The following is a 21,427-nucleotide window of genomic DNA, read 5'->3' on the forward strand; positions in this document are numbered from 1 at the left end:
CAAGCGGCCCGCAATGAGGAATTATTTCGCATGACATCCTTTGATTATTCAGCCTTTCGCGGCCACTTCCCTGCACTTTCAGCAACAGATAACGAGCAACATGCGGTTTATCTCGACAGCGCAGCAACCGCACTAAAACCTCAAGTATTGGTTGAAGCTACTCAAGCCTATTACGCTGGCAGCGCCGCTACCGTACACCGCAGTCAACATCAGGCCGCTCTGCGCTTGACTCAGCGCTATGAATCGGCTCGCCAGCAGGTTGCCCAGCTTCTGCATGCTCACAGCGCAGATAGCATTGTGTGGACTAAAGGCACCACCGAAGCCATCAATCTCGTGGCGCAAAGCTATCTGCGCCCCATTTTGCAGGCCGATGATGAAATTCTGGTGAGTGAAGCCGAGCATCACGCAAATTTGATACCGTGGCTGATGGTGGCTGAACAATGTGGCGCTAACGTCGTTAAGCTTCCGGTCAACCAACACGGGTTACCGGCTCTAGTACAGTTACCGGCTCTACTCACTTCGCGCACCAAAATGATGGCCTTGGGGCAAATGTCGAACGTTACCGGTGGCTGCCCCGATCTACGCTATGCGCTAGAGCTGGCGCATCAAAACGGCACGCCAGTTATGATTGATGGCGCGCAAGGCGTCGTGCATCATCCGCTTGACGTCGCCGATCTCAACGTCGATTTTTATGCTTTTTCTGCCCACAAAATGTATGGCCCAACGGGGCTTGGCGTGTTGTATGGTAAGCCGGAATATCTCGAACAGATGCATGCGTGGCAGGGCGGTGGGAAAATGCTAACTAAAGCCGGGTTTGATGGTTTTATCGAACAAGCCATACCCCACCGTTTCGAAGCAGGAACCCCCAACATCGCCGGAGTTATCGGATTTTCAGCGGTATTAGAGTGGTTAGAAAATTTCGATTTGGCTGCTGCGGAAGCTTACTGCGTTTCTCTGGCCGAACAAGCAGAGCAACAGCTTAGCCAGATTAAAGGGTTTATCAGTTACCGCGCACCTAAATCCGCGCTGTTGGCTTTCAATATTGCGGGGATTCATCACAGCGATCTAGTCGCTTTAGTGGCTGAGCAAGGCGTGGCGTTACGCGCGGGCCAACATTGTGCACAGCCGCTGATACAGGCGTTAGGCATTACCGGTTCGCTCCGTGCTTCATTTGCGCCTTATAATTGCCCTGAAGACGTCACCACGCTGGTAAAAGCGGTAAACTATGCGCTATCAATCTTGAACGACGAGGATTTTGCATGATTGCCCCCCATCCTTTTGGCCGGACATTAACGCCTAAAATGTTAGCGGCACGCTTTGAGTCTCTCACGCTTTGGGAAGATCGTTACCGCCAAATCATTCTGCTCGCACGTGAGCTACCTGCATTACCGCCGGCGCTAAAGCAGCAGAAAACCGAGCTAGCAGGCTGTGAAAATCAGGTATGGCTAGGCGGAGAATTACTTGAGGATGGAACGATGCACTATTATGGCGACAGCGACGGACGCATCGTCAAAGGCCTCCTGGCAATCTTGCTAACGGCGTCAGAAGGCAAAACGCCGCAGCAGATTATGACAAGCGACCCACTGGCGCTATTTCAACAGCTCAATATTTTAGAACAGTTAAGCTCTTCGCGCGCCAGCGGTTTAAACTCGCTCGCCGCTGGGATCAAAAATATCGCGCAAAGCTATCTGTAATCACTGAGGCTGTGCAGCCAAACGCTCAGCCTTAGCCAGCATTTTCTTAATCGCATGCGCCACGGCAACAAAACCAAAGGTTGCCGTCACCATCGTGACCGACCCAAACCCAGAGGCACAATCCATACGTTTAGGCCCTTCTGCGGTGCTGCGAGAAGCACATACGCTACCATCAGGCTGTGGATAGACCAGCGGCTCGGTCGAGAATACGCAGTCGATCCCCAGCTTACCTTTGCTATTTTTCACCACGTTGAAATCATTCTTCAAACGCTCACGCAGCTTGGCCGCTAGCGGATCTTGAATAGTTTTTGCCAAATCGGCAACTTCAATACGCGTGGGATCAATTTGCCCGCCCGCGCCACCGGTCGTCACAATCGGGATCTTAAAGCGACGGCAGTAGGCTAACAGCGCAGCCTTTGGCCGCACGCTATCAATAGCGTCGATAACATAGCTAAAGCGGTTATCAATCAGCTTATCAACGTTATCTGGCGTAATAAAATCATCGATGCAGGTAACCTGACACTCTGGATTGATCTCACGAATACGGGCAGCAATCACTTCTGTTTTCGCCTGCCCCACGTTGCTGCGCAGCGCATGGATCTGCCGGTTGGTGTTTGTCACGCAAACATCATCCATATCGATCAACGTAATAGCACCAATCCCCGTGCGAGCTAACGCTTCTGCCGCCCACGATCCCACGCCGCCAATACCGATAACGCACACATGAGCCTGAGAGAATACGCCCAGCGCCTGCTGGCCATATAAGCGAGCAATACCGCTAAAACGCTGCATATAAGCGTCGGAAAAAGATGCTGTCATTGGATTTATTACCTTAGGAATTCTTGATACAGCCTCTCACTAACCGATGAGCAGCAAACAGCTCATCGGTCGGCGAGGGAAAACAATAAAATAGACTATCTATTATAAGCGCTGAACAACGGCCCACCGCTTTGCGGGGTTTTCAGCACCCAGACACGGCCATAGTGATTATAGAAGCCAGCCGCGTGCCCTGCTTCTGGGCCAATGCCCTGATAGATATCGAAGTGTTGGCCTTTAATCGCACCACCCACGTCCAGAGCCACCATCAAACGCATCTCATATTTGCCGGTAAACTTACCTTGATTATCCAGCAATGGCACTTCCGCCAACAGCGTAGAACCGGCTGGGATCAACGAGCGATCCGACGCAACGGACGCTTTTGCCACTAAAGGCACACCGCTTGCCCCTTTCACCGGCGCATACATTTCAGGTTTGAAGAATACGAAGGAAGGGTTTTGCTCCAGCAGTTCGCGAACTTCTGCGGCAGAATGGTTATCCGCCCACTTACGAATCGCCTGCATCGACATCTCTTCACGCGCAACTTCACCGCGATCGATCAACACTTTACCAATGCTGCGGTAAGCATGACCGTTTTTGCCAGAGTAGCCAAAGAAGGTCAATGGTCGGCCATCGCCGTAGTCCACATAGCCACTGCCCTGCACTTCCATCATGAAGTTGTCCATAATGGAGTTGCTATAGCCGATTTCCAGATTGCGGTTATCCAGCGCGCCGGAGTAAATCGCCGAGCGTTCCGGCAGGCGACGGTTCTTACCTTTGCTTGGCATGCGATACAGCGGGTACTGGAATTCGCCCTGACGCGTATAACGCGCTTCAATCACCGGCGTGTAATAGCCCGTGAATTGCACGTTACCAAAGTTATCCATCCCTTCCATCTGATAAGCGTTCAAACCAAACTGGGACAGCTGGCGCGTATCGGCTCCGGCTCGTAACCAGTTGGTCACCGCTTGGAAAGTATCGGTGTTTCTATTATAGAGAGAAGGCGATGCACGTTGGATAGCGGTGAGCTGATCGGAGAAATCCTTTCCGTTAACCGGTTTTCCTTTGGCATTCGGTCTATTAACGAGCTCTAAGGGATCGTTAATCTTCCCATCCTTATACTGCTGGCCTTTATCTGTTGGACGCGACGAACATCCCGCTAGCAATGCCACCAACAGCCCACCTACTACATATTGTCCCCAACGACCTTTCATTTCACGCTCTCTAGAAACCAAATAACCACCGCGGCACGATAACAAACCCACAGCCTGAAAGGAATTCTCCTCACTAAAAAAACGATAAGAGGCAGATATCGATTAAAAAGACCACTTAACGATTAAAAAACATGCATCAAATTGATAAATGAGTGATGTTTGTCAAAAAATTCTTGCATCAAATTCTATCGAGTGTATAGTTCGCCCTCATCGGACGCGGGGTGGAGCAGCCCGGTAGCTCGTCGGGCTCATAACCCGAAGGTCGTCAGTTCAAATCTGGCCCCCGCAACCAATCCGATGAATAGAAGTAAATAGCAGTACATAAAAATATAAAAAGTAGTAACCGGACGCGGGGTGGAGCAGCCTGGTAGCTCGTCGGGCTCATAACCCGAAGGTCGTCAGTTCAAATCTGGCCCCCGCAACCAACTTCAACTTCATAGAAAGTTGATTTAAGAAAGAAAAAAAAAGAACGAAAGAAGAAAGAAAAAAACGAAGAAAAAGCAGTATGTCGGACGCGGGGTGGAGCAGCCCGGTAGCTCGTCGGGCTCATAACCCGAAGGTCGTCAGTTCAAATCTGGCCCCCGCAACCAATTTTCATACTGAAATAAATAAGCACCTTAACGGGTGTTTTTTTATGTCTAAAATTTGAGAAATTCCAATATGAGGAAGAACATACTGCGTTCTTTCTGCATCACCAAACTGTTCCCTCCCCTGCCAGGGGGAGGGTTAGGGTGGGGGTTAAGTTTAAATAACCACGCCCCCACCCAGCCTCCCCCTTCGCAGCGGGAGGAGCCGTTCGGATGTTTTCATACCATCTCGAGCGCTATTCAGTATTTCCTTAACGCCTCGCCAACTCCCCACCATTCGCGAAGTAAGCTTTAATTCCGGCCAGAATAGATTGAGCAACCTGCTGCTGGAAAGCGCTGGTACGCAGTTTACGTTCTTCTTCAACGTTACTGATAAATGCGGTTTCAACCAAAATAGATGGGATATCAGGCGCTTTCAGCACCGCAAATCCGGCCTGCTCCACGCTGTTTTTATGCAATTTGTTCACGCGGCCCATGTTTTTCAGCACTTCTTTGCCGAACTTCAGGCTATCGTTCACCGTCGCGGTCTGCATTAAGTCAAAAATGGTGTGATCGAGGTATTGATCCCCACTGCGGCTAACCCCACCGATTTCATCGGATTCATTCTGGGTTTGGGCTAAAAATCGTGCCGCCGCGCTGGTTGCGCCTTTGGTAGAGAGAGCAAATACCGAAGAGCCTCGCACCGAGCGGCTAGTAAAGGCATCGGCATGAATCGAAATGAACAGGTCAGCACGCTGTTTACGCGCTTTCGCGACCCTAACTTTCAGCGGGATAAAGACATCTTCATTACGCGTCATGTACACCCGCATATTGGGCTGTTTTTTAATCAATGCGCTGAGGCGGCGGGCAATTTGCAACACAATGTCTTTTTCACGCGTTTTATTTTTGCCGATTGCGCCGGGATCTTCACCGCCGTGCCCGGGATCGAGCATGATAACAATCGGTCTATCGCGCCCGGCTTTGCCTTTTTGTGGCCCTTCCGGCGGCAAACTCTTACCTAAATCACCTTTATTGTAATCTTCCAGCAAAGCCAGCAGCGGATCGTTTTCCGCCGCGCTAGTGCCTTGTGCCGGATACAGATCGACCACCAAGCGGTTTTTAAATTCGGCAAACGGCGCGAGCGTAAACAGCTTCGGGCTGATTTCCTGCTTAAGTTCTAACACCAGCCGCACGGTATTTTTATCAAATTGTCCAACGCGCGCGGTTTTTAAATACGGATCGCCCGACTGAACCTGACTGCTGATCCCTTTGAGCACGCTGTTAAGGTGAACGCCCTCAATATCAACGACGATGCGATTCGGGTTGGTGAGCGCAAACTGCTTATATTTCAGGGGCACCTTCGATTCCAGCGTCACGCGAGTATAGGTCGACGCCGGCCATACCCTTACGGCAATCACCTGTGAAGACGCAGCAAAACCCACTCGGCTTACACTTAAAAACCAAGTAGCAGCGGCACCCTGCAACAAACGACGACGGGTCAGATTATGGTTCGAATTTGTCATGCAATCCCAAAATAAAAAGCCAAACACAGCGGAGAATAGCGCTCCAGCACAAATTTTAGGGCAAAACTTTATCGAATCGCGGCGGGGCTGTCATTAGAAAATGCTTAAAGGAGTTTTGCAGATATCCCTATCCGCAGCAGAGATGACTTGAATTTACATAAAATTCACACTTGCCTTTATTCGCAATAAAGAATAAAAATACAGTTTTAGCGAATAAAAATTCAGAGGGTTTCATGAAGGAGCGCAGCACCGAACTGGTTCAGGGTTTTCGTCACTCGGTACCCTACATCAATACTCACCGTGGCAAGACATTCGTTGTGATGCTTGGCGGAGAGGCCATTGAGCATGAAAACTTTGCCAATATCGTCAATGATATTGGGTTACTGCACAGCCTTGGCATCCGACTGGTTGTCGTTTATGGTGCGCGCCCACAAATCGACAGCAATCTGAATGAACACCACTATGAACCGGTCTACCACAAGCACACGCGCGTTACGGATTCCCGAACGCTAGAGCTGGTGAAACAGGCAGCGGGTCAGTTGCAACTAGATATTACAGCTCGCCTGTCCATGAGTTTGAATAACACGCCGCTACAGGGTGCTCACATCAACGTGGTGAGCGGAAACTTTATTATCGCGCAGCCGCTCGGCGTCGATGATGGGGTGGATTACTGCCACAGCGGGCGCATTCGTCGTATCGATGAAGAGGCTATTCACCGTCAGCTCGACAGCGGCGCTATTGTGTTGATGGGTCCCGTTGCCGTTTCCGTTACCGGTGAAAGCTTTAACCTCACGTCCGAAGAGGTCGCAACCCAACTAGCAATTAAGCTGAAAGCCGAAAAGCTGATTGGTTTTTGCTCTTCGCAGGGCGTTACAAACGACGATGGTTCGATCGTTTCCGAGCTGTTACCCAACGAAGCGCAGACCCGCATTGAAACGCTGGAAGCCTCAGGGGATTACAATTCTGGCACCGTGCGCTTTTTACGTGGAGCTGTAAAAGCCTGCCGCAGCGGTGTAGGTCGCAGCCATCTGATTAGCTATCAGGACGATGGCGCTTTGGTGCAAGAGTTGTTCTCCCGCGACGGCATCGGCACCCAGATCGTGATGGAAAGCGCGGAGCAAATACGTCGCGCCAACATTAATGATATCGGCGGTATTTTGGAACTTATCCGCCCGCTAGAGCAGCAAGGTATTTTGGTTCGCCGTTCGCGTGAGCAGCTCGAACGGGAAATTGATCAATTCACCATTATTGAACGAGATAATCTGACCATCGCCTGCGCGGCGCTCTATCCGTTCCCTGAGGAACGTATTGGCGAGATGGCCTGCGTGGCGGTACATCCCGACTATCGCAGCTCTTCTCGCGGCGAAGCCCTGCTTAAACGCGTGGCGGCACAAGCCAGACAAATGGGATTGGAAAAACTGTTTGTGCTCACCACACGCAGCATCCACTGGTTCCAAGAGCGCGGTTTTACTCCCGCAGAAGTTGACGTGCTCCCGATGCAAAAACAGGAGCTGTACAACTACCAGCGCCGTTCCAAGATTTTGCTCGCCGACTTATCTTGAAACTACCTCGCGCTGTCCGCAGGATGCGGACAGCCAGCTAGACGGGCAACATCATCCGTTCCATCAATCCGCTTCTACGCAGAGTTGGCGTGCGGATCGCCGTCTTTAAGATTTGCTCGCGGCTAAACAGCGTTAACTGATTTTTTGCACGGGTGATGGCCGTATACAACAGCTCACGCGTCACGATAGGTGAAAAATCGGCGGGCAGCACCAGCAGAGTATGTTCGAACTCAGAGCCCTGCGATTTATGCACCGTCATCGCGTAGGCCGTTTCGGTCTGCGGTAAACGGCTCGGCTGGACAGATTTAATTGAGCCATCAGGCAGTTGGAAATACACACGAATGTTATTCTCAGCATCAGCCAACGCAATGCCGATATCACCGTTAAACAATCCCAACGAGCTATCATTACGCGTAACCATCACCGGACGACCGCTGTACCACCGCTGATGAGCCTGCGTCGGCTTATGAATAAGCCTTGCTTTAGCTAAGGCCAGCTCAATACGATCGTTCAGTCCAGACTGTCCAAACGGCCCCTCACGTAGTGCACACAGCAAACGAAAACGTGAGAAACTCTCAAGAACTTCAGCCGCATCAGCCTGTTCCCGTACCCGTTGCAACGTTGAACGATAGCCCTCAACGCAGGTTTGGATAAGCGTGGAATAGTCTTCATCCTGCGTCATCGGTGACCATGAGATATCCGAGAACTTCCCGTCAAAACAGCGCCGAGCTGCGGCAACATCTCCGCGATTAACCGCAGAGGCTAGCTGCCCGATGCCAGAGTTAGCGTCAAAGCGATAGCTCTTCCTGAGTAAACAAATGCTGTCGCGTACCGCAACATCTGGCTGTTCGGCTCCCGCGGGGATCGCCGTCTGACACAGCACAGACAGCTGTTTAGCGCGCTCAGGGCGATAGCCAAACTCACTAAAACGGCACAGGTCACCTAAGACCGCCCCCGCTTCCACCGATGCCAACTGATCGCGATCGCCTAATAGAATCAGTCGTGCACGCTGAGGCAGCGCGGCGATAAGTTTAGACATCATCGGCAAATCCACCATCGAGGCTTCATCCACCACCAGCACATCGACATGCAACGGATTTTCGCGGTGGTAACGCAAACGAATACTGTTCGGCTGCGCACCTAGCAGGCGGTGCAACGTATACGCCTCTTGGGGAATGACTTCGCGCTCGGCGGGGGTTAATCCCAAGGCTTCAACGGCTTTACCCAATGATTCGGTCAAGCGTGCAGCCGCTTTGCCCGTTGGGGCTGCTAATTGAATACGCAGTTTACGTTGGGGATGCAAACGTACCAGCGCCGTCAGCAAACGCGCAACCGTGGTCGTTTTCCCCGTACCGGGGCCACCAGAAATAACGGAAACTTGGCGCGTTGCAGCAACGGCGGCAGCGACCTGCTGCCAGTTGACCTCGGCATCCTCGGAACTGGTGGGGAATAGCTGAGACAAAATCGCCGATAAAGCGGGCACTGATTCATCGGATGTAGCCTCGTTGCCCACAAAGAAAGTGGCGACAACGCCTTCATCCTGCCAAAGGCGTTGCAGGTATAAGCGTTGATTTTGCAACACCAGCGGTGCGGGATAGCTGCCATCGCTGACCTCGGCCTCAGCCAGCAAACATGCCTGCCACCCAGCCTCATCCATATCACCAAACAGCTGGCTAAGCTCATGGGCAAAATCAGGAAATTGCTTGGCAAGCGAGGTTGAACTGAGCTGACTCAGCGGCAAACACACATGGCCCGAAGCCGTTTCCAAACTCACCAGCGCCGCCGCCAAAGCCAGATGCGGCTGCCCTTGGTTGGCCATTAAGCGTGCAAACTGAACATCCAGAGACCGTAGGTATTTTTGTGCGCCCATGTTTAACAGCAGATCGAAAATCATCATGTTGCGCCCTCCGAAGCTGAACTAAAGAGCTTATCCATTCCCTCAATGAGCGCGGCATCTGGACGACAATGAAAAACACCCTGCCCTGGCTTATCTGGCGACATCCCGCGTAGGAAGCAGTAGAAAACGCCGCCGAAATGCTGCTCGTACTGGTAATCAGGCAGTCGATGGCGCAAATAGCGATGCAGCGCCAATGAGTAAAGCTGGTATTGGAAGTCGTAGCGGTGTTCTGCCATCGCCCCCGCCATCGCCTCTGGGGTATAGGCATTTTCGTCCGCACCTAACCAATTGGACTTATAATCCAATACGTAATAGCGCCCTTGCCAGAAAAAGACTAAGTCGATAAAGCCTTTCAACATGCCGCGAACCTGACGGAAATCTAACGGATCGCACTGAGCGGAAAGTGGGTCATAACGTTTAATCAGGGCATCCAGTTCAGCGCTTTTTAGCAGCTGTTCAATCGGCAGATAAAACTGTAGTTCGGCCTGAATTTGGCTGGGGGGAAGCTGCGCTAAACAGGGCCCAGTTTCAGCTAACGGGGCGCGTAAAATAGCCTCTAGCCAACGATCGAGTACAGGAACCCACTGGTCATCCAATCCTTGCAGAGTCACCTGCTCGCTCAGCCATTCAAGATCGCGTGGCTGAGTGAAATCCAATGGCTCTAATAAACTATGTAAAAAGGTCCCCGGTGCCGCACCTTTCGGGAACGTATGCGGCGTGAGCTCTGGCGTGGTTTCAAGATCCGACTCCCCCACCGCATCCACATCAAGTTTAGGCAGCAGGTCGAAAAACGGCGTGCTGCTGTGCTGCTGTAACCCTGAATAACTGGTAACACGCCAGTCATCTTGCATCTTGCGGGTAAACAGCTTGGCTTGAAGCTTTTGTGCTTCTGGTGCATTAGGCACCCACGGTGAAGTGTCCTCATTGGAAACAGGCGTCACCACAATATCGTCATTTTGTAGACGCTGGAGACATTCCAACAGCAACGCGGCATCACCGGGCTCCCCTTTTTGCAGCAGGTATCCGATGGCGCTGTTATGCACGTCGGTTTCACCCTGTTTTTTTCGACCACCTAAAAACAGAGGCGCCAGCCCGAGACTACAGTGATAAACAGAACGGGTGAGCGCGACATAGAGCAGACGCAAGTCTTCCGCCAAGCGCTCTTCTTCCGCCAGCTTAACCGCATCATCGTTATAGTTAAGATCGAGCACCGCTTTGAAGTTATCTCTGTCGTGATACAACGGCTGTTTTTGCAGCCGATAACTGCCGATAAAAGGCAACCACACTATCGGAAACTCGAGCCCTTTCGATTTATGGATGGTCACCACCTGCACTAAATGGCGATCGCTTTCCAAGCGAAGTTGTTGGTTTTCCGACTGCACTGCGGGGTTATCAATTTGCTGCGCTAACCAACGCAACAATGCCGGTTCGCTATCTAACGTTAGCGACGCTTCCTGCAACAGTTCACCGATGTGTAGCACATCCGTCAGTCGTCGTTCACCGCCCTCACTGGCCAACAGATTCTCAGCCAGATTTCTGCTCACCATGATTTCACGCAGCATGGGCAATACACCCTGCTTTTGCCAGCGCTGACGATAACCATCGAATTCATCAACCAGCGCGTCCCACAAGCGCTCGTCCTGATTGAAATGGTTAATCTGCTGCGAGTTCAGCCCCATCAAACTGGTTGCCAGAGCGCTTCGCAACAGTCGCTCCTGTTCAGGAGCCAGCACGGCTTGCAAAAGCCACAGCAAATCGCGCGCTTCCGGCGTTTCAAACACGTTATCGCGGTTAGATAAATAGACAGAAGGGATCGCCAGCGCGCTCAGCGCATCACGAATTAACGCCGCTTCAGCACGGCTACGCACCAGAATGGTGATATCTGATGCTTCTACGGGTTTCGGCTGATTTTTGTTGGAGTACAGCAGCGCTTTGCCCTGCTGCCCCGCCGTCAGCCAATCGCGAATTTGAGCCGCACATTGTGTTGCCAATGACTGCTGATATTCAACGGTGCCGCAGCCTTCGCCTGATTGCAGCCAAATATGCATGGCTTGCTGACGCTGCCCTTCAATTTCAAAGCGCAGCGCCTGATTATTCTTGGCCGCTTCAACCGGCAAAAACGGAATATCTTCGAATAGAAAAGGAGATTCAATCGTGGAGAAAACCCGATTGACCGCCGCCACCATACCGGGCGATGAGCGCCAATTAGTGCCCAGCGTATAATGATCTTTTACTTCGCTACGCGCATACATGTAGGTAAAAATGTCTGCGCCGCGAAAAGCATAAATCGCCTGTTTAGGATCGCCAATCAGCAGCAGCGCCGAGTCCGGTTGCTTGGCACGCTCCGTCTGAACATAAATCGCTTGGAAGATGCCATATTGCTGGGGATCGGTATCTTGGAATTCATCGATCATCGCCACGGGATAACGCTGGCGGATCGCCTGAGCCAGCATCTCACCGCCGGGTTGCTGTAGTGCCTGTGAAAGACGGCTAAGCAAATCATCGAAGCCTAACTGCGCATGTTGGCGCTTTTCCTGCTGAACGCTGGTGCGTACTTCACTTAAGGCACGCGATAACAACAAGTCACGCAGGGACAACGGTTCAACCAGTAGCTGATCGATCGCGACAAACACGGCATGCTGTGGAGGCGTACCTTTTTTGGTCTTTTCCAGCAAGATGTTCTGGCCAAAACGTTTGAGCTCATCGGGTAATTGATAATCCTGCGTCTCGGCGGCCGACCAGTCGCCAACCGCAGCTAACCATTTAGGTAGATAACGACTGCTGTAGCTGCGTTTGTCTACGCCGGAATCCGCGATCAGGCTTTCAATCTCACCAGCGGCTGCGCGCCACTGGGACTTCACAGCATCAATGCGCTCAATAATTTGCTGATGTCGCTGAGCCAGCGTTTCGTCATCAGCAATCACTTGCCGTAATTCAGGCAGTTCCCCATGCAGATAGGGCTGCAAATCACTCAGCAACTGTTCAGGGCCACTCCACTCTTGGCTCACCACCGCTGCAATATTCAGCGGCAACGGGTAACAATGCCGCCGCCAAAAATCGGCGCAGGCTTGGCGGCGCAGCGGAAGCTCATCCTGAACCAAGGTTTGCTGAAACAGAATGCCAGACTCAAAGGCATTATTGCTGAGCATTCGCTGACAAAAACCGTGGATGGTGTAAATAGCGGCTTCGTCCATTTGGCGCTCTGCCGCTAATAACTGGCTTACCGCATCCGTTTTATCATCGATAAGATCGAGCAAGTCAGACAACAGTGGATTGGTGCTACTGCCACGTACGCAGGCCAGACGTAGATCGTGGATATTGCTACGAATGCGCCCACGCAGCTCTTCGGTCGCCGCTTCGGTAAAGGTTACGACCAGAATTTCCTCTACGGACAAGGGGCGAGGAAAGGCATTCTCGCCCCCCAGCCCCAACAGCAAACGCAGATACAGCGCCGCGATAGTAAATGTTTTACCCGTACCGGCTGAGGCCTCAATCAGGCGCTCCCCTATCAGCGGCAGCGCCAAAGCATCTAACGTTTGTGCCTGAGTCATTATGGAGCAACCTTAACGGGCAAAGTTTGCTGCAGCGCAGAGGCGTTTTGGTAAGTTGTCCATCCTTTTGGTGCCGCGTAATGCCCATTAGCATGACCACCGAGCACCTGAGACAACAGCGCCATTCCTTGCGGTTTAATCACCGCCTGATGGTAGAACGTCACAATATTATCGCGATGTAACATATCGATTTGTTTGATCAACTTGTCGCGCGTATTGAACTCGAAATTGCCACGGTCAAAATCATTCGCGAAGCGACCGGCTTCTTCATCCAACGTCTGTGGACGCTGACGCAGCTGATTCACCAAAGCAAGTTTATACTGATTAAAATCAGCTTCCTTTAGCGCTTTCAAACGTTTATCTGCCTGACCATAAAACTCTAGGTAGCGGTTATACAGATAGTCCGGTGCCTGATTATTACTTTGCAGCAAGAAGCCGATCCCCCACTGGTTACCAATGGATGATGGGAAAGCGAAGACCGCATATCCCAACTGTTCTTTGGTACGCAACTGGTCGTAGAACCATGGCTGAATAATTTGGCTCAGCAGATTGCTGTAGGCCATCCCCTGAATTTCGTCATATCCCGTTGGGATATAAACGGCGCCTAACGCAGAGTCGCTGCTGCTACCGGCTCGTTGGATATTGGCGAGCTGTTTATGCTCAATCACCACATCCTTTCCATGCCACCAGAGCGTACCGCCGCACTTGAGTCGATCGCGAATATTCTCTGCTAAAGCTTTCACCTGAATGGCGGTCATATTACCCACCACCAGCAGCTCTGGCGTTGCCCCTTCAATTAGCTGGCTGCGATAGTTTTTGATATCGCTTAGCGTAATACCGTCCAGCAGCGCTCTTCGCTCGCTGCGTTCAGTGTAAGGCACACTTGATAGCGCCTGAATAGGCTGCATAGCCTGTTCAAATGCCTTAGCTTTATCCGCTGAATCAAGCTGTTCGCGATACCATGACTTAGCCTGCTCCAGATGCTCTTCGGTGGCGTCAAATCCGGCATAGCCTTCCACCAGCGTCGTCAACAGCTGCGGTAAGCGCTGGGTAAAGCCGTTGGCGTTAATCGTTAAACCATCGTTGTAGGTGGTTGAGAAACTAATCCCACCAATCGAAGCCTGATAGGCAAGCTGATCAAGTTCAATGCCCGCCAGATAATCGGTCAGGGCAAACATTACCTGCTCTTTTGCTCCATCGCGGCCAACTTTGTTACGCAGCGAAAGCGTGATATTGGCCTTTGGCTCATCGGCAAAATAGCGGCTCGGCATATACAACGCACGCAGCCCAGGCTGATCCAACACAATCTCCGGTTTTGTCAGGCGTGGTTGAACCGGTTTAATAAGTGAAAAATCATCTGGAATATAAGGATTTAACGCTGGCAGAGATAAAGAAATACGCTGCTCTAAGTTGTTCCATGCGGCAAACTGCTGCGCGGTAATACGATCAACCTGATAAGGCGCATCAACAAAATACGCAGTTTTGTTATGCGGCTCATTCGGGCTGATAAACCAAATACGGGCATTTTCCGGCGTCATGCTTGCTAAACGCGAATTAATGGCCTGCGGATCATATTTGTCTGCCAGATAGGAAGAATCGAGAACGTTTTGCACTGGCACACGCAGCATGTTGTCGACCAACCATTCGATGTAATCCATGTCGCGCGTGATGGACGGATAGCGGAAATCAAGATCGAGCACGTGAGCAATTTCATCGAAATAGCTTTGCTTAACGCCCTGTTCACGCAGCAATTTTAAATAATCATAGACGGCTGCAATGACGCGATCGCGCTCGGCCAAGCCTTTATCGGTGAGCGAAACGCTGATGGAGAATACGCCACCATTACGATCGATCATCGGGTCTGCACCCGCACCGATAGACTCTGCCAAACCCTGCTTTTGTAACCAATCAGATAGCGTGTTTTTGCTGCGATTACCGATCAGGTAAGCAATATAGGTATCGGTTTTGCTGCGAAACGCCGCGCTATTATTTTCAATGCGGTACTCAATTTTCAGCATCTTGCGCGGCTGCGCAGGGACGTAATGGATAATGATGCCCTGCTGCTCCGGCGTTACCGCCGGTACCGTAATAGGCGGTACGCTCGCATCGCGGTTTGGAATACGGCCAAAAGAGGTCACGGCCAGTTTAGCAAGGTTAGAAAGCGGCTGATTACTGTAAATCACGCCAACCATCAGATTGGCGGAGTAATAGCGATGATAGAACGAGACTAACTCTTGATGGAGTTTGCTGTTCGGCTTATCGCTCAGCGTTTCAAGATTACCACCGGAGAAGCGAGCGCTGGGATGCTCTGGGTTGAGCGTTTCGGCAGAAACCTGAGCCATACGCATTCCATCACGTGAACGCGCCATCGTTAGCTCAGCATTCACCGCGTTACGTTCGCGATCGGCATTCACCGGATCAAGTAAGGGTTCTGCGATGGCATCCGCTAAACGGTCAACGGCTGGCGATAAGGCATCATTTTCGACCTCAAGATAAAACGCAGTACGATAAGACGCCGTGCTCGCATTGTGGCTTCCGCCATGCTTTTTCAGAAACTCGGATAAATTATCAGGCTGTGGATAGCGCTTTGACCCCATCAGAACCATATGTTCAAGGTAATGAGCTAAACCTAGCTGTGAGTTAGGATCTTCAAGCGAACCCACGGGCAGTGCCAGCGCGGCAAGAGACTTAGGCGCATCTTTGTCTGAAACTAAGATCACCTTCATACCGTTATCAAGCTTAATAGCCTGATAGAGACGCGGATCGCTGGCGCTTTTATCAATTTTTTCCGCCAATGCCTGCCAGCCAGCAGGCTCAATTTTTGCTGAACTGGCCGGTATCCACAACAGCGACACGCTCGTCAGCAAGAATGCAAATACCGTCAGGATGGATAACTGCCTACGCATGAAAAACCTAACCATCATTTACCCCAAAATACTGTCAGCGACAGATAGTATAATGCTGAAAAATAGAGTGATTCAGATATCGTTTCAGCTTAAAAATTAATACCACGTTAAGGCAGAGTTAGCGTTCACGCAAATTCAACCTCACAAAATCACATCTGTTTGACCTCTATCAGGCCAAATTACTCCGCGCTAATGGCAAATAATACTGTTCAGCCAGTTGCTGAATTTCGCGCAGCCTCTTTTCGTCCATGGTACGCATAACGCGTTGAATATAGGGATCGGAGCCTTCTCCTATCACCCGTTGGTCGCCCTGCCATGCCAGCAGCAGCTTCATTTGCGCCTTAGACTGAGTTTGTTCATCCCAATCAACAGCGCCAGAATCTTTATCGAAGCAGTTATTCAGCCACGCCCAGCCCGTTTTAGGTAGCAGCAATAACGGGCTGCTGCGGCCTTGTCGATATCCTTCAATCAAGGGCAGTAACGCTTTCTCGGCTTCTTTTTTGCTCAGTGCGGCAAAATGCCACGCCGAGTTTTGACGACCAAAGCAACGGCTTTCACCGTCTCCACCGCTAAGGCAATAAAATAGGTGCTCAATCCAGAGAGCCATGCCGTCTACCGCGCCCAACACCGCAGGCCGCCAGCGCACTAAGCCATTATCCTGAACCTGTTGCAGCCAGCCGGTTAGCCGCACACCGTCTAGCACATTATCAATTTCGATACTGTGGCCCGAGGTGCGATATTCTCGAACCTTGGCTGCCACTTCTTGCATCTCTTCCTGCTGTTTTTCCCAGTAGATCTCGCCAAAAGCCCCGTATGGCAAGCCGCCCGCCGAGCGGATACGACGAAATAGCGCGGTGGGCTCTTCGCCATCAATGAGTTGGTTTAGCAGTTGGCTATTGAGCTGATAGCGGCTGAGGTTATCCAGCGTAAACGGCTCTTCATCAGGCAATTCCGTCTCTTCTAAAATAAAGTTCACCCCAAGACGCATTTGGAAAAAGGCACGTACAGGATGACGGTAGAAACGAATGAGATCGTCAAGCGTGACCATCGAAATATCTTCTAGCGGCAGCGACTGAGCAAATGCCTGATGAGCTTCTCCAACGCGCTGCGCCGCAGGTAGCCACTCGGCGGCGTAGCTCTGGCTTTCGCTGTCATTAATATAGTTTTCGGCGGCAAAAGGCACACGTGGATGCTCAATTTGCAGATAGTCCATTACTCGCTGGGCACTGCTATCAACATCAAGCATTTCATCCCCCGGTAAATGATGGCTTTGCGCAATATATTCCATCAACTCACTGACGAGTACCGAAGGATAACGCGGTGCATTATCCTGAATCGAGCGGCCTATATAGCTGATATACAGGCGTTCCTGCGCGGAAAGCAGCGCTTCAAGAAACAGATAACGGTCATCGTCTCGACGGCTTCGATCACCACGCTGCACCTTGTTTGCCATCAGATCAAAGCCAAGCGGTGCAATGGTGCGAGGATAGATGCCATCATTCATGCCGAGCAGACAAACCACTTTGAAAGGGATGGATCGCATTGGCATCAGCGTACAGAAGTTAATCGGCCCCGCTAGAAAACGTTGGCTAATGCGTTCATTGTCTAGGCGCGAAACCAGCTCATCACGCAGTATTGAGAGCGGGATCGCCTGTGGATACTCAGCGCTGATCCCGTAGCCAATCACTTTTAGCCACTGTTGTTCAATCAATGCTTGAACGGTTTCCGTTTCGCTATCCTGTACGAAGAATTCATTGAGCATCTCACGGCATAACGGCTGCCACTCTTGTACTCGATATTCGCCGCTCAAACGCGTGCGCCACTCACTGAGCCTCATCAATAAGTCTGCAAGCTGGCCGGCCAATTCGGCAATAAGACCGCTTGATTCGTCGTATGGGAGAACCCCATTCCAGTCACCACAGCGGCTATCCATGGCATAGCCCAGCAGCATGCGGGTTAAGCCAAATTGCCACGTGTGCTGGCCTGTCGCCGGAAGATCGAGCTCACGCACGTTGTCATCATCCAACCCCCAGCGAATACCGGATTCATCCACCCAGTGACGTAAGCGGCGCAGACCCTCTTCGCTAATGCCAAAGTGCTCGGCTAAGGCCGGAACCTCAAGCAACGTTAAAACGTGTTCGGAGGTAAAGCGGCTGTTGGGTAGCTCTAATAAGGTGAGAAATGCCTGAATCACCGGATGCGCTTGTCGCGCGCTGCGGTCAGAAATAGCGAAAGGTAAATAACGTTCGCGCGGCGCATTACCAAATACGGCTTGGATAAACGGCGTATAGCTGTCGATATCCGCGACCATAACAATCACATCACGCGGCGTGAGCGAAGGATCTTCGGCAAACAGATCCAGTAGCCGATCGTGCAACACCTCGACTTCACGCTGAGGGCTATGGCATAGATTAACGCTAATGCTGCGATCGCCCAGATCCAGCAGTCGCTTGCCGTTACTACTTGCCAGACGATCGGGCCGATCGACGATTTGGGCATGATCTTCCAGCTCCAGCAGATCGTGCTGGATGCGCTTGAGTAAGTTATCGGGGGCTAGATCTACAAACGCGTGCACTTCCTGTGGTTCACGCTGCGCCAGCAAATACATGTGATCGCGCCCCAGTTTTCCCCATGATGCCAACAGCGGATTACTTAATTCTTGCTCACCGTCGGGATTGAATAACTCAGACGCGGTTTGCGGATCGCGGAAGAGTTCGATCTCTTGCTGCCGCTGAATATGATGACGCCGTTTACGGCTTTGTAACTTAGCAAGAAAGGCATAGTCCTGAATATCCCCCCAATAATAGCGGCATGGATTGGTGAACATCAGATGCACATCAATATGCTTGCCCAGCGCCTGTAGCGCATCGAGATATACCGGCGGCAGCGCCGCAATCCCACAGATAAAGACCCGTTTAGGCAGCCCAGCCGGACACTCGGTTGATTGCTCTAAGGTATGAATAAAGCGCTCATATAAATTGGCACGATGCCATTCAGGCTGATTAAGCTGCGCGGTGTACTCTTTAAGCGCAACCCAAAGCGGAGCCTGCCACTGCTGAGCTTCGTCTAGCCCGTCAATACGCTCGCCGCGCTCCCAAATCTGTAGCCATTCAGGGCGATACACCAAATATTGGTCATACAGATCCGCCACACGGGCGGCCAGTTGGAAGTGCTTGCGGAGGTCTTCATCGTCAGAAAGATAACGCGCCAATGGGGCAAAGGCTTCCTGCTCTAGCATTTGTGGCAGCAGCCACATCAGCTTCCAGGTCATTGCATCTTTGCTAAAGGCGCTTTCTTTGGGAATACCCGGCATTACCTGAGTAAAAAGATTCCAAATAAAGGTGGCGGGTAAGGGGAATTCAATATTCGCCGCAATGCCAAACTGTTTGGCTAACTCCATCTGCAACCACTGAGCCATACCGGGGCTTTGTACCAAAATCACTTCTTGCTCAAAAGGATTCTGCAAAGGTTGGCCTTCAATAAGCGCCGCGATAAGCTGCTTAAGCAGATCCAATTGGTTCGAGTGATAAACAGTAAACATGCTTTCTCCGATAACTCTGGGTTCTGGCGAGTAACAAACGTAGCCAACGCTGAAGCAGCTTCAAGTATGCAGGGTATACACACTTTAGCCTGTCACAGGTAAGGAGGAAATCATTAGCGTTCGCTCACTCGGTCAACTGTTCGCAGATTGTTCTCTCAAGCTTTGCGTGGATGTTCAACGGCGCGGAGATCTTGGCGTTAATCATTTCACAATTCGCCTGCTGCTCAATGTTGACCTCCAACTGCCATGATTTAGGCAGAGACAACCGTGTTGGAATCTCCGCGACGGGAACGCCCATTCGATACAGCGTGATAGCCTGCTCGCTGAATTGCCATGCGCGTTGCTGCTGCCATAATCTCATTTGTGCCTGCATCATCCATTGCTGGTAGTGCAACATGCCGAGAAAACCAACAGATACCAAGAGGATACTCACCATGACCTCAATCAGGCCAAAACCAGACTGACTATGCCCTTTCTGCCTCGATACGGTTAGCATAAATTTTCGCTATCTGCCGATGGGTAATCAAACCAGCCACCTGAAAGCGTTAACATCCTCGTCGTGGCCGGTAAGATCGATGGCGTATTCACCGAACTCCCCATACTCACATAGCTAAATCGTTGTATTTTCATGCCATAAATTTTCGCTTTTACGACCGCACACAATATCCCGATATCAGTACTGATCGCTTTAAAACACACGGTAGCCTGTGCTGATGTTTGGCAAACATCAGTCAGCGGCGCCGGCCATTTATCCGATATTGTCGCCAGATCTAGCGCAGACGCCGCCTGTTGGCGAAGCATCTTGAGCTGTCGTTGATAGCCTAGGTTCTGAACCTGTAACTCCAGACGTCCCTGCTGCGCGCCGACAACCAGCAGTGACAAACTCAACATTAGAAGCACCGAAGGCAATAGCATGCTGCCTGCCTGTGGGTTGTCGTGGCTATACGCTAAATTCATTTACCCGCCACTCGACCATTCTCAGGCAGAACAAAACGCGACTGCTGCTCAGACATAAACGGTGGTTTTAACCGCCTTAACCCTAGCAGTACTTCATATCCCCGATATAGCGGGATCACTTTAAATAGCGAAACGTTAATATCTCTTTCATCGGATACCTTCTCCCAACCATTTCCTGAACATTGCTGTGTTCCACGTGCGGTTTCTAAGGCGCCGTTGCGTAGACGGTAGCCGAAGGCGTCTGCGTTAGCTGGCGGGGTGAGATCGATTCGTCCATTGGCGTTCAAATCGTAAAACAGAATAATGCACGAGTTTGCGACTTCCCCCTCCGCAGACGAAATTTTAGGCTCTGGCACCAAACAGCCCCGCGCACAAAAACCCGCTCGTGTGAGATCTTTATCCACGCGGTCGAGCAACTGGGTCATATTTTCCTGTATTTGCTGCCAGCGTTGGGTTCGAACGCTGCTGGCTCGCAGCATGACCATAATTTGACTGGTTGATAGCAGGACAATACTCGATAGCAGCAGCGTAACCAGCACGTCTGGCAGCGTCATACCGCTTTGGTGATTTAGTTGCATGACGGTATTCCTAACAGGCGTTGAGGCTGCGCGCACAGCCGAAGACGCCCCTGCGCAGACCAAATAACGCTGACCGTTCCAGCCGAATTGCTGAGATCAATATGCCCTGCTAAAGCATTATTACGCACGCCGTAAAACCCTGCGTTTGTGGTCAGTTGAGAGGCAACTGTGATATCCGATGAGGAAGGAACATACATTCGGGACGTATTGTGTACCCGCACGCTACGCTGCTCGGCATTAACCTCAATTTGCCCCTTGCTGTTTTCAGCAAACGCCCGCCGTTGCGCCTGTTGCAAAAAAGTCAGTAATACTTGCCCCGCCTGCTCAAGCTGAAGTGCCATACGCTGCTGCCTAAATCCATGAATGCCATACAGCGCCATGCCTGAAACCAGCAGCATCACTACCATCATTTCCAGCAGCGTAAATCCACTCATCCGTGACCATTCCATTGTAAACCCTTAATCTCTGCCTGATAGGGAGATGAATATAAAACCAATTTTAGATAGGAAAAGCAGAACGAAAGGCTTTAGCAATGCTCGTCGCAGTCAATTTGATTACGCGGTGAAACGTGCATCGGCATTTGCGAAGCACCACGCAAAACCAAACAGTGATGAGGATAAGG

At 51.3% G+C, this 21,427-nt stretch carries 14 protein-coding genes and 3 tRNA genes; 6 read left to right on the forward strand and 11 right to left on the reverse strand.

The features are described 5' to 3' along the window. The first annotated feature begins 30 nt into the window (after positions 1-30). Together csdA and csdE are read left to right on the forward strand one after the other, a co-directional pair. Positions 31-1,263: a cysteine desulfurase CsdA gene (gene csdA / locus CPY98_RS16195; protein WP_043495334.1), complete on the forward strand. Its 1,233-nt coding sequence runs from the start codon at positions 31-33 to the stop codon at positions 1,261-1,263. Next, positions 1,260-1,694: a cysteine desulfurase sulfur acceptor subunit CsdE gene (gene csdE / locus CPY98_RS16200; RefSeq protein ID WP_096388435.1), complete on the forward strand. Its 435-nt coding sequence runs from the start codon at positions 1,260-1,262 to the stop codon at positions 1,692-1,694. The genes csdA and csdE overlap by 4 nt, the downstream gene beginning before the upstream one ends. On the opposite strand, the gene tcdA is transcribed toward csdE, so the two are convergent. Then, on the reverse strand, positions 1,695-2,513 hold the full coding sequence (tcdA, locus tag CPY98_RS16205; RefSeq protein WP_025800243.1) for a tRNA cyclic N6-threonylcarbamoyladenosine(37) synthase TcdA: 819 nt from the start codon (positions 2,511-2,513) through the stop codon (positions 1,695-1,697). A gap of 95 nt (positions 2,514-2,608) precedes the next feature. Beyond that, positions 2,609-3,724, reverse strand: coding sequence for a murein transglycosylase A (gene mltA / locus CPY98_RS16210; protein ID WP_025800244.1), 1,116 nt, complete (start codon positions 3,722-3,724; stop codon positions 2,609-2,611). Between the two features lie 215 nt (positions 3,725-3,939). On the opposite strand from mltA, the gene CPY98_RS16215 reads away from it, so the two are divergent. From CPY98_RS16215 to CPY98_RS16225, 3 genes are all read left to right on the forward strand, one after another. Continuing rightward, positions 3,940-4,016 (forward strand) — tRNA-Met (locus CPY98_RS16215). A gap of 56 nt (positions 4,017-4,072) precedes the next feature. Next, a tRNA-Met gene (locus CPY98_RS16220) sits at positions 4,073-4,149 on the forward strand. 88 nt (positions 4,150-4,237) lie between these two features. Beyond that, positions 4,238-4,314 (forward strand) — tRNA-Met (locus CPY98_RS16225). 248 nt (positions 4,315-4,562) lie between these two features. Here the strand turns inward: CPY98_RS16225 and amiC are convergent. Beyond that, complete coding sequence (amiC, locus tag CPY98_RS16230; RefSeq protein WP_025800245.1) at positions 4,563-5,813, reverse strand: N-acetylmuramoyl-L-alanine amidase AmiC; 1,251 nt, start codon at positions 5,811-5,813, stop codon at positions 4,563-4,565. A 233-nt stretch (positions 5,814-6,046) separates the two neighbouring features. Between amiC and argA the strand changes: the two genes are divergently transcribed. Next, entirely contained in the window at positions 6,047-7,375 is a 1,329-nt protein-coding gene (gene argA, locus CPY98_RS16235) for an amino-acid N-acetyltransferase (RefSeq protein WP_043495288.1), read from the forward strand. Between the two features lie 37 nt (positions 7,376-7,412). Here the strand turns inward: argA and recD are convergent, their stop codons facing one another. The 8 genes from recD to CPY98_RS16275 form a co-directional block, all read right to left on the reverse strand. After that, positions 7,413-9,269, reverse strand: coding sequence for an exodeoxyribonuclease V subunit alpha (gene recD, locus CPY98_RS16240; RefSeq protein ID WP_046448776.1), 1,857 nt, complete (start codon positions 9,267-9,269; stop codon positions 7,413-7,415). Continuing rightward, complete coding sequence (gene recB, locus CPY98_RS16245; protein WP_096388436.1) at positions 9,269-12,823, reverse strand: exodeoxyribonuclease V subunit beta; 3,555 nt, start codon at positions 12,821-12,823, stop codon at positions 9,269-9,271. Before recB ends, recD begins: the two co-directional genes overlap by 1 nt. Beyond that, the gene (gene ptrA, locus CPY98_RS16250) at positions 12,823-15,729 is read right to left on the reverse strand and encodes a pitrilysin (RefSeq protein ID WP_043495292.1); all 2,907 of its coding nucleotides are present in this window, start codon (positions 15,727-15,729) and stop codon (positions 12,823-12,825) included. Before ptrA ends, recB begins: the two co-directional genes overlap by 1 nt. A gap of 169 nt (positions 15,730-15,898) precedes the next feature. Then, complete coding sequence (gene recC, locus CPY98_RS16255) at positions 15,899-19,270, reverse strand: exodeoxyribonuclease V subunit gamma (protein WP_096388437.1); 3,372 nt, start codon at positions 19,268-19,270, stop codon at positions 15,899-15,901. 124 nt (positions 19,271-19,394) lie between these two features. Beyond that, positions 19,395-19,766, reverse strand: coding sequence for a prepilin-type N-terminal cleavage/methylation domain-containing protein (locus CPY98_RS16260; protein ID WP_096388438.1), 372 nt, complete (start codon positions 19,764-19,766; stop codon positions 19,395-19,397). Further along, a complete protein-coding gene (locus CPY98_RS16265; protein ID WP_096388439.1) occupies positions 19,760-20,227 on the reverse strand; it encodes a DUF2509 family protein in 468 nt (155 codons plus the stop codon). Before CPY98_RS16265 ends, CPY98_RS16260 begins: the two co-directional genes overlap by 7 nt. Further along, positions 20,224-20,805: a prepilin peptidase-dependent protein gene (locus CPY98_RS16270; protein ID WP_096388440.1), complete on the reverse strand. Its 582-nt coding sequence runs from the start codon at positions 20,803-20,805 to the stop codon at positions 20,224-20,226. Before CPY98_RS16270 ends, CPY98_RS16265 begins: the two co-directional genes overlap by 4 nt. Then, the gene (locus tag CPY98_RS16275; RefSeq protein WP_096388441.1) at positions 20,796-21,254 is read right to left on the reverse strand and encodes a prepilin-type N-terminal cleavage/methylation domain-containing protein; all 459 of its coding nucleotides are present in this window, start codon (positions 21,252-21,254) and stop codon (positions 20,796-20,798) included. The genes CPY98_RS16270 and CPY98_RS16275 overlap by 10 nt, the downstream gene beginning before the upstream one ends. Positions 21,255-21,427: the final 173 nt, after the last annotated feature.

Origin of the sequence: Hafnia sp. CBA7124 (assembly GCF_002355555.1) — a bacterium.
GTDB lineage: Bacteria > Pseudomonadota > Gammaproteobacteria > Enterobacterales > Enterobacteriaceae > Hafnia > Hafnia alvei.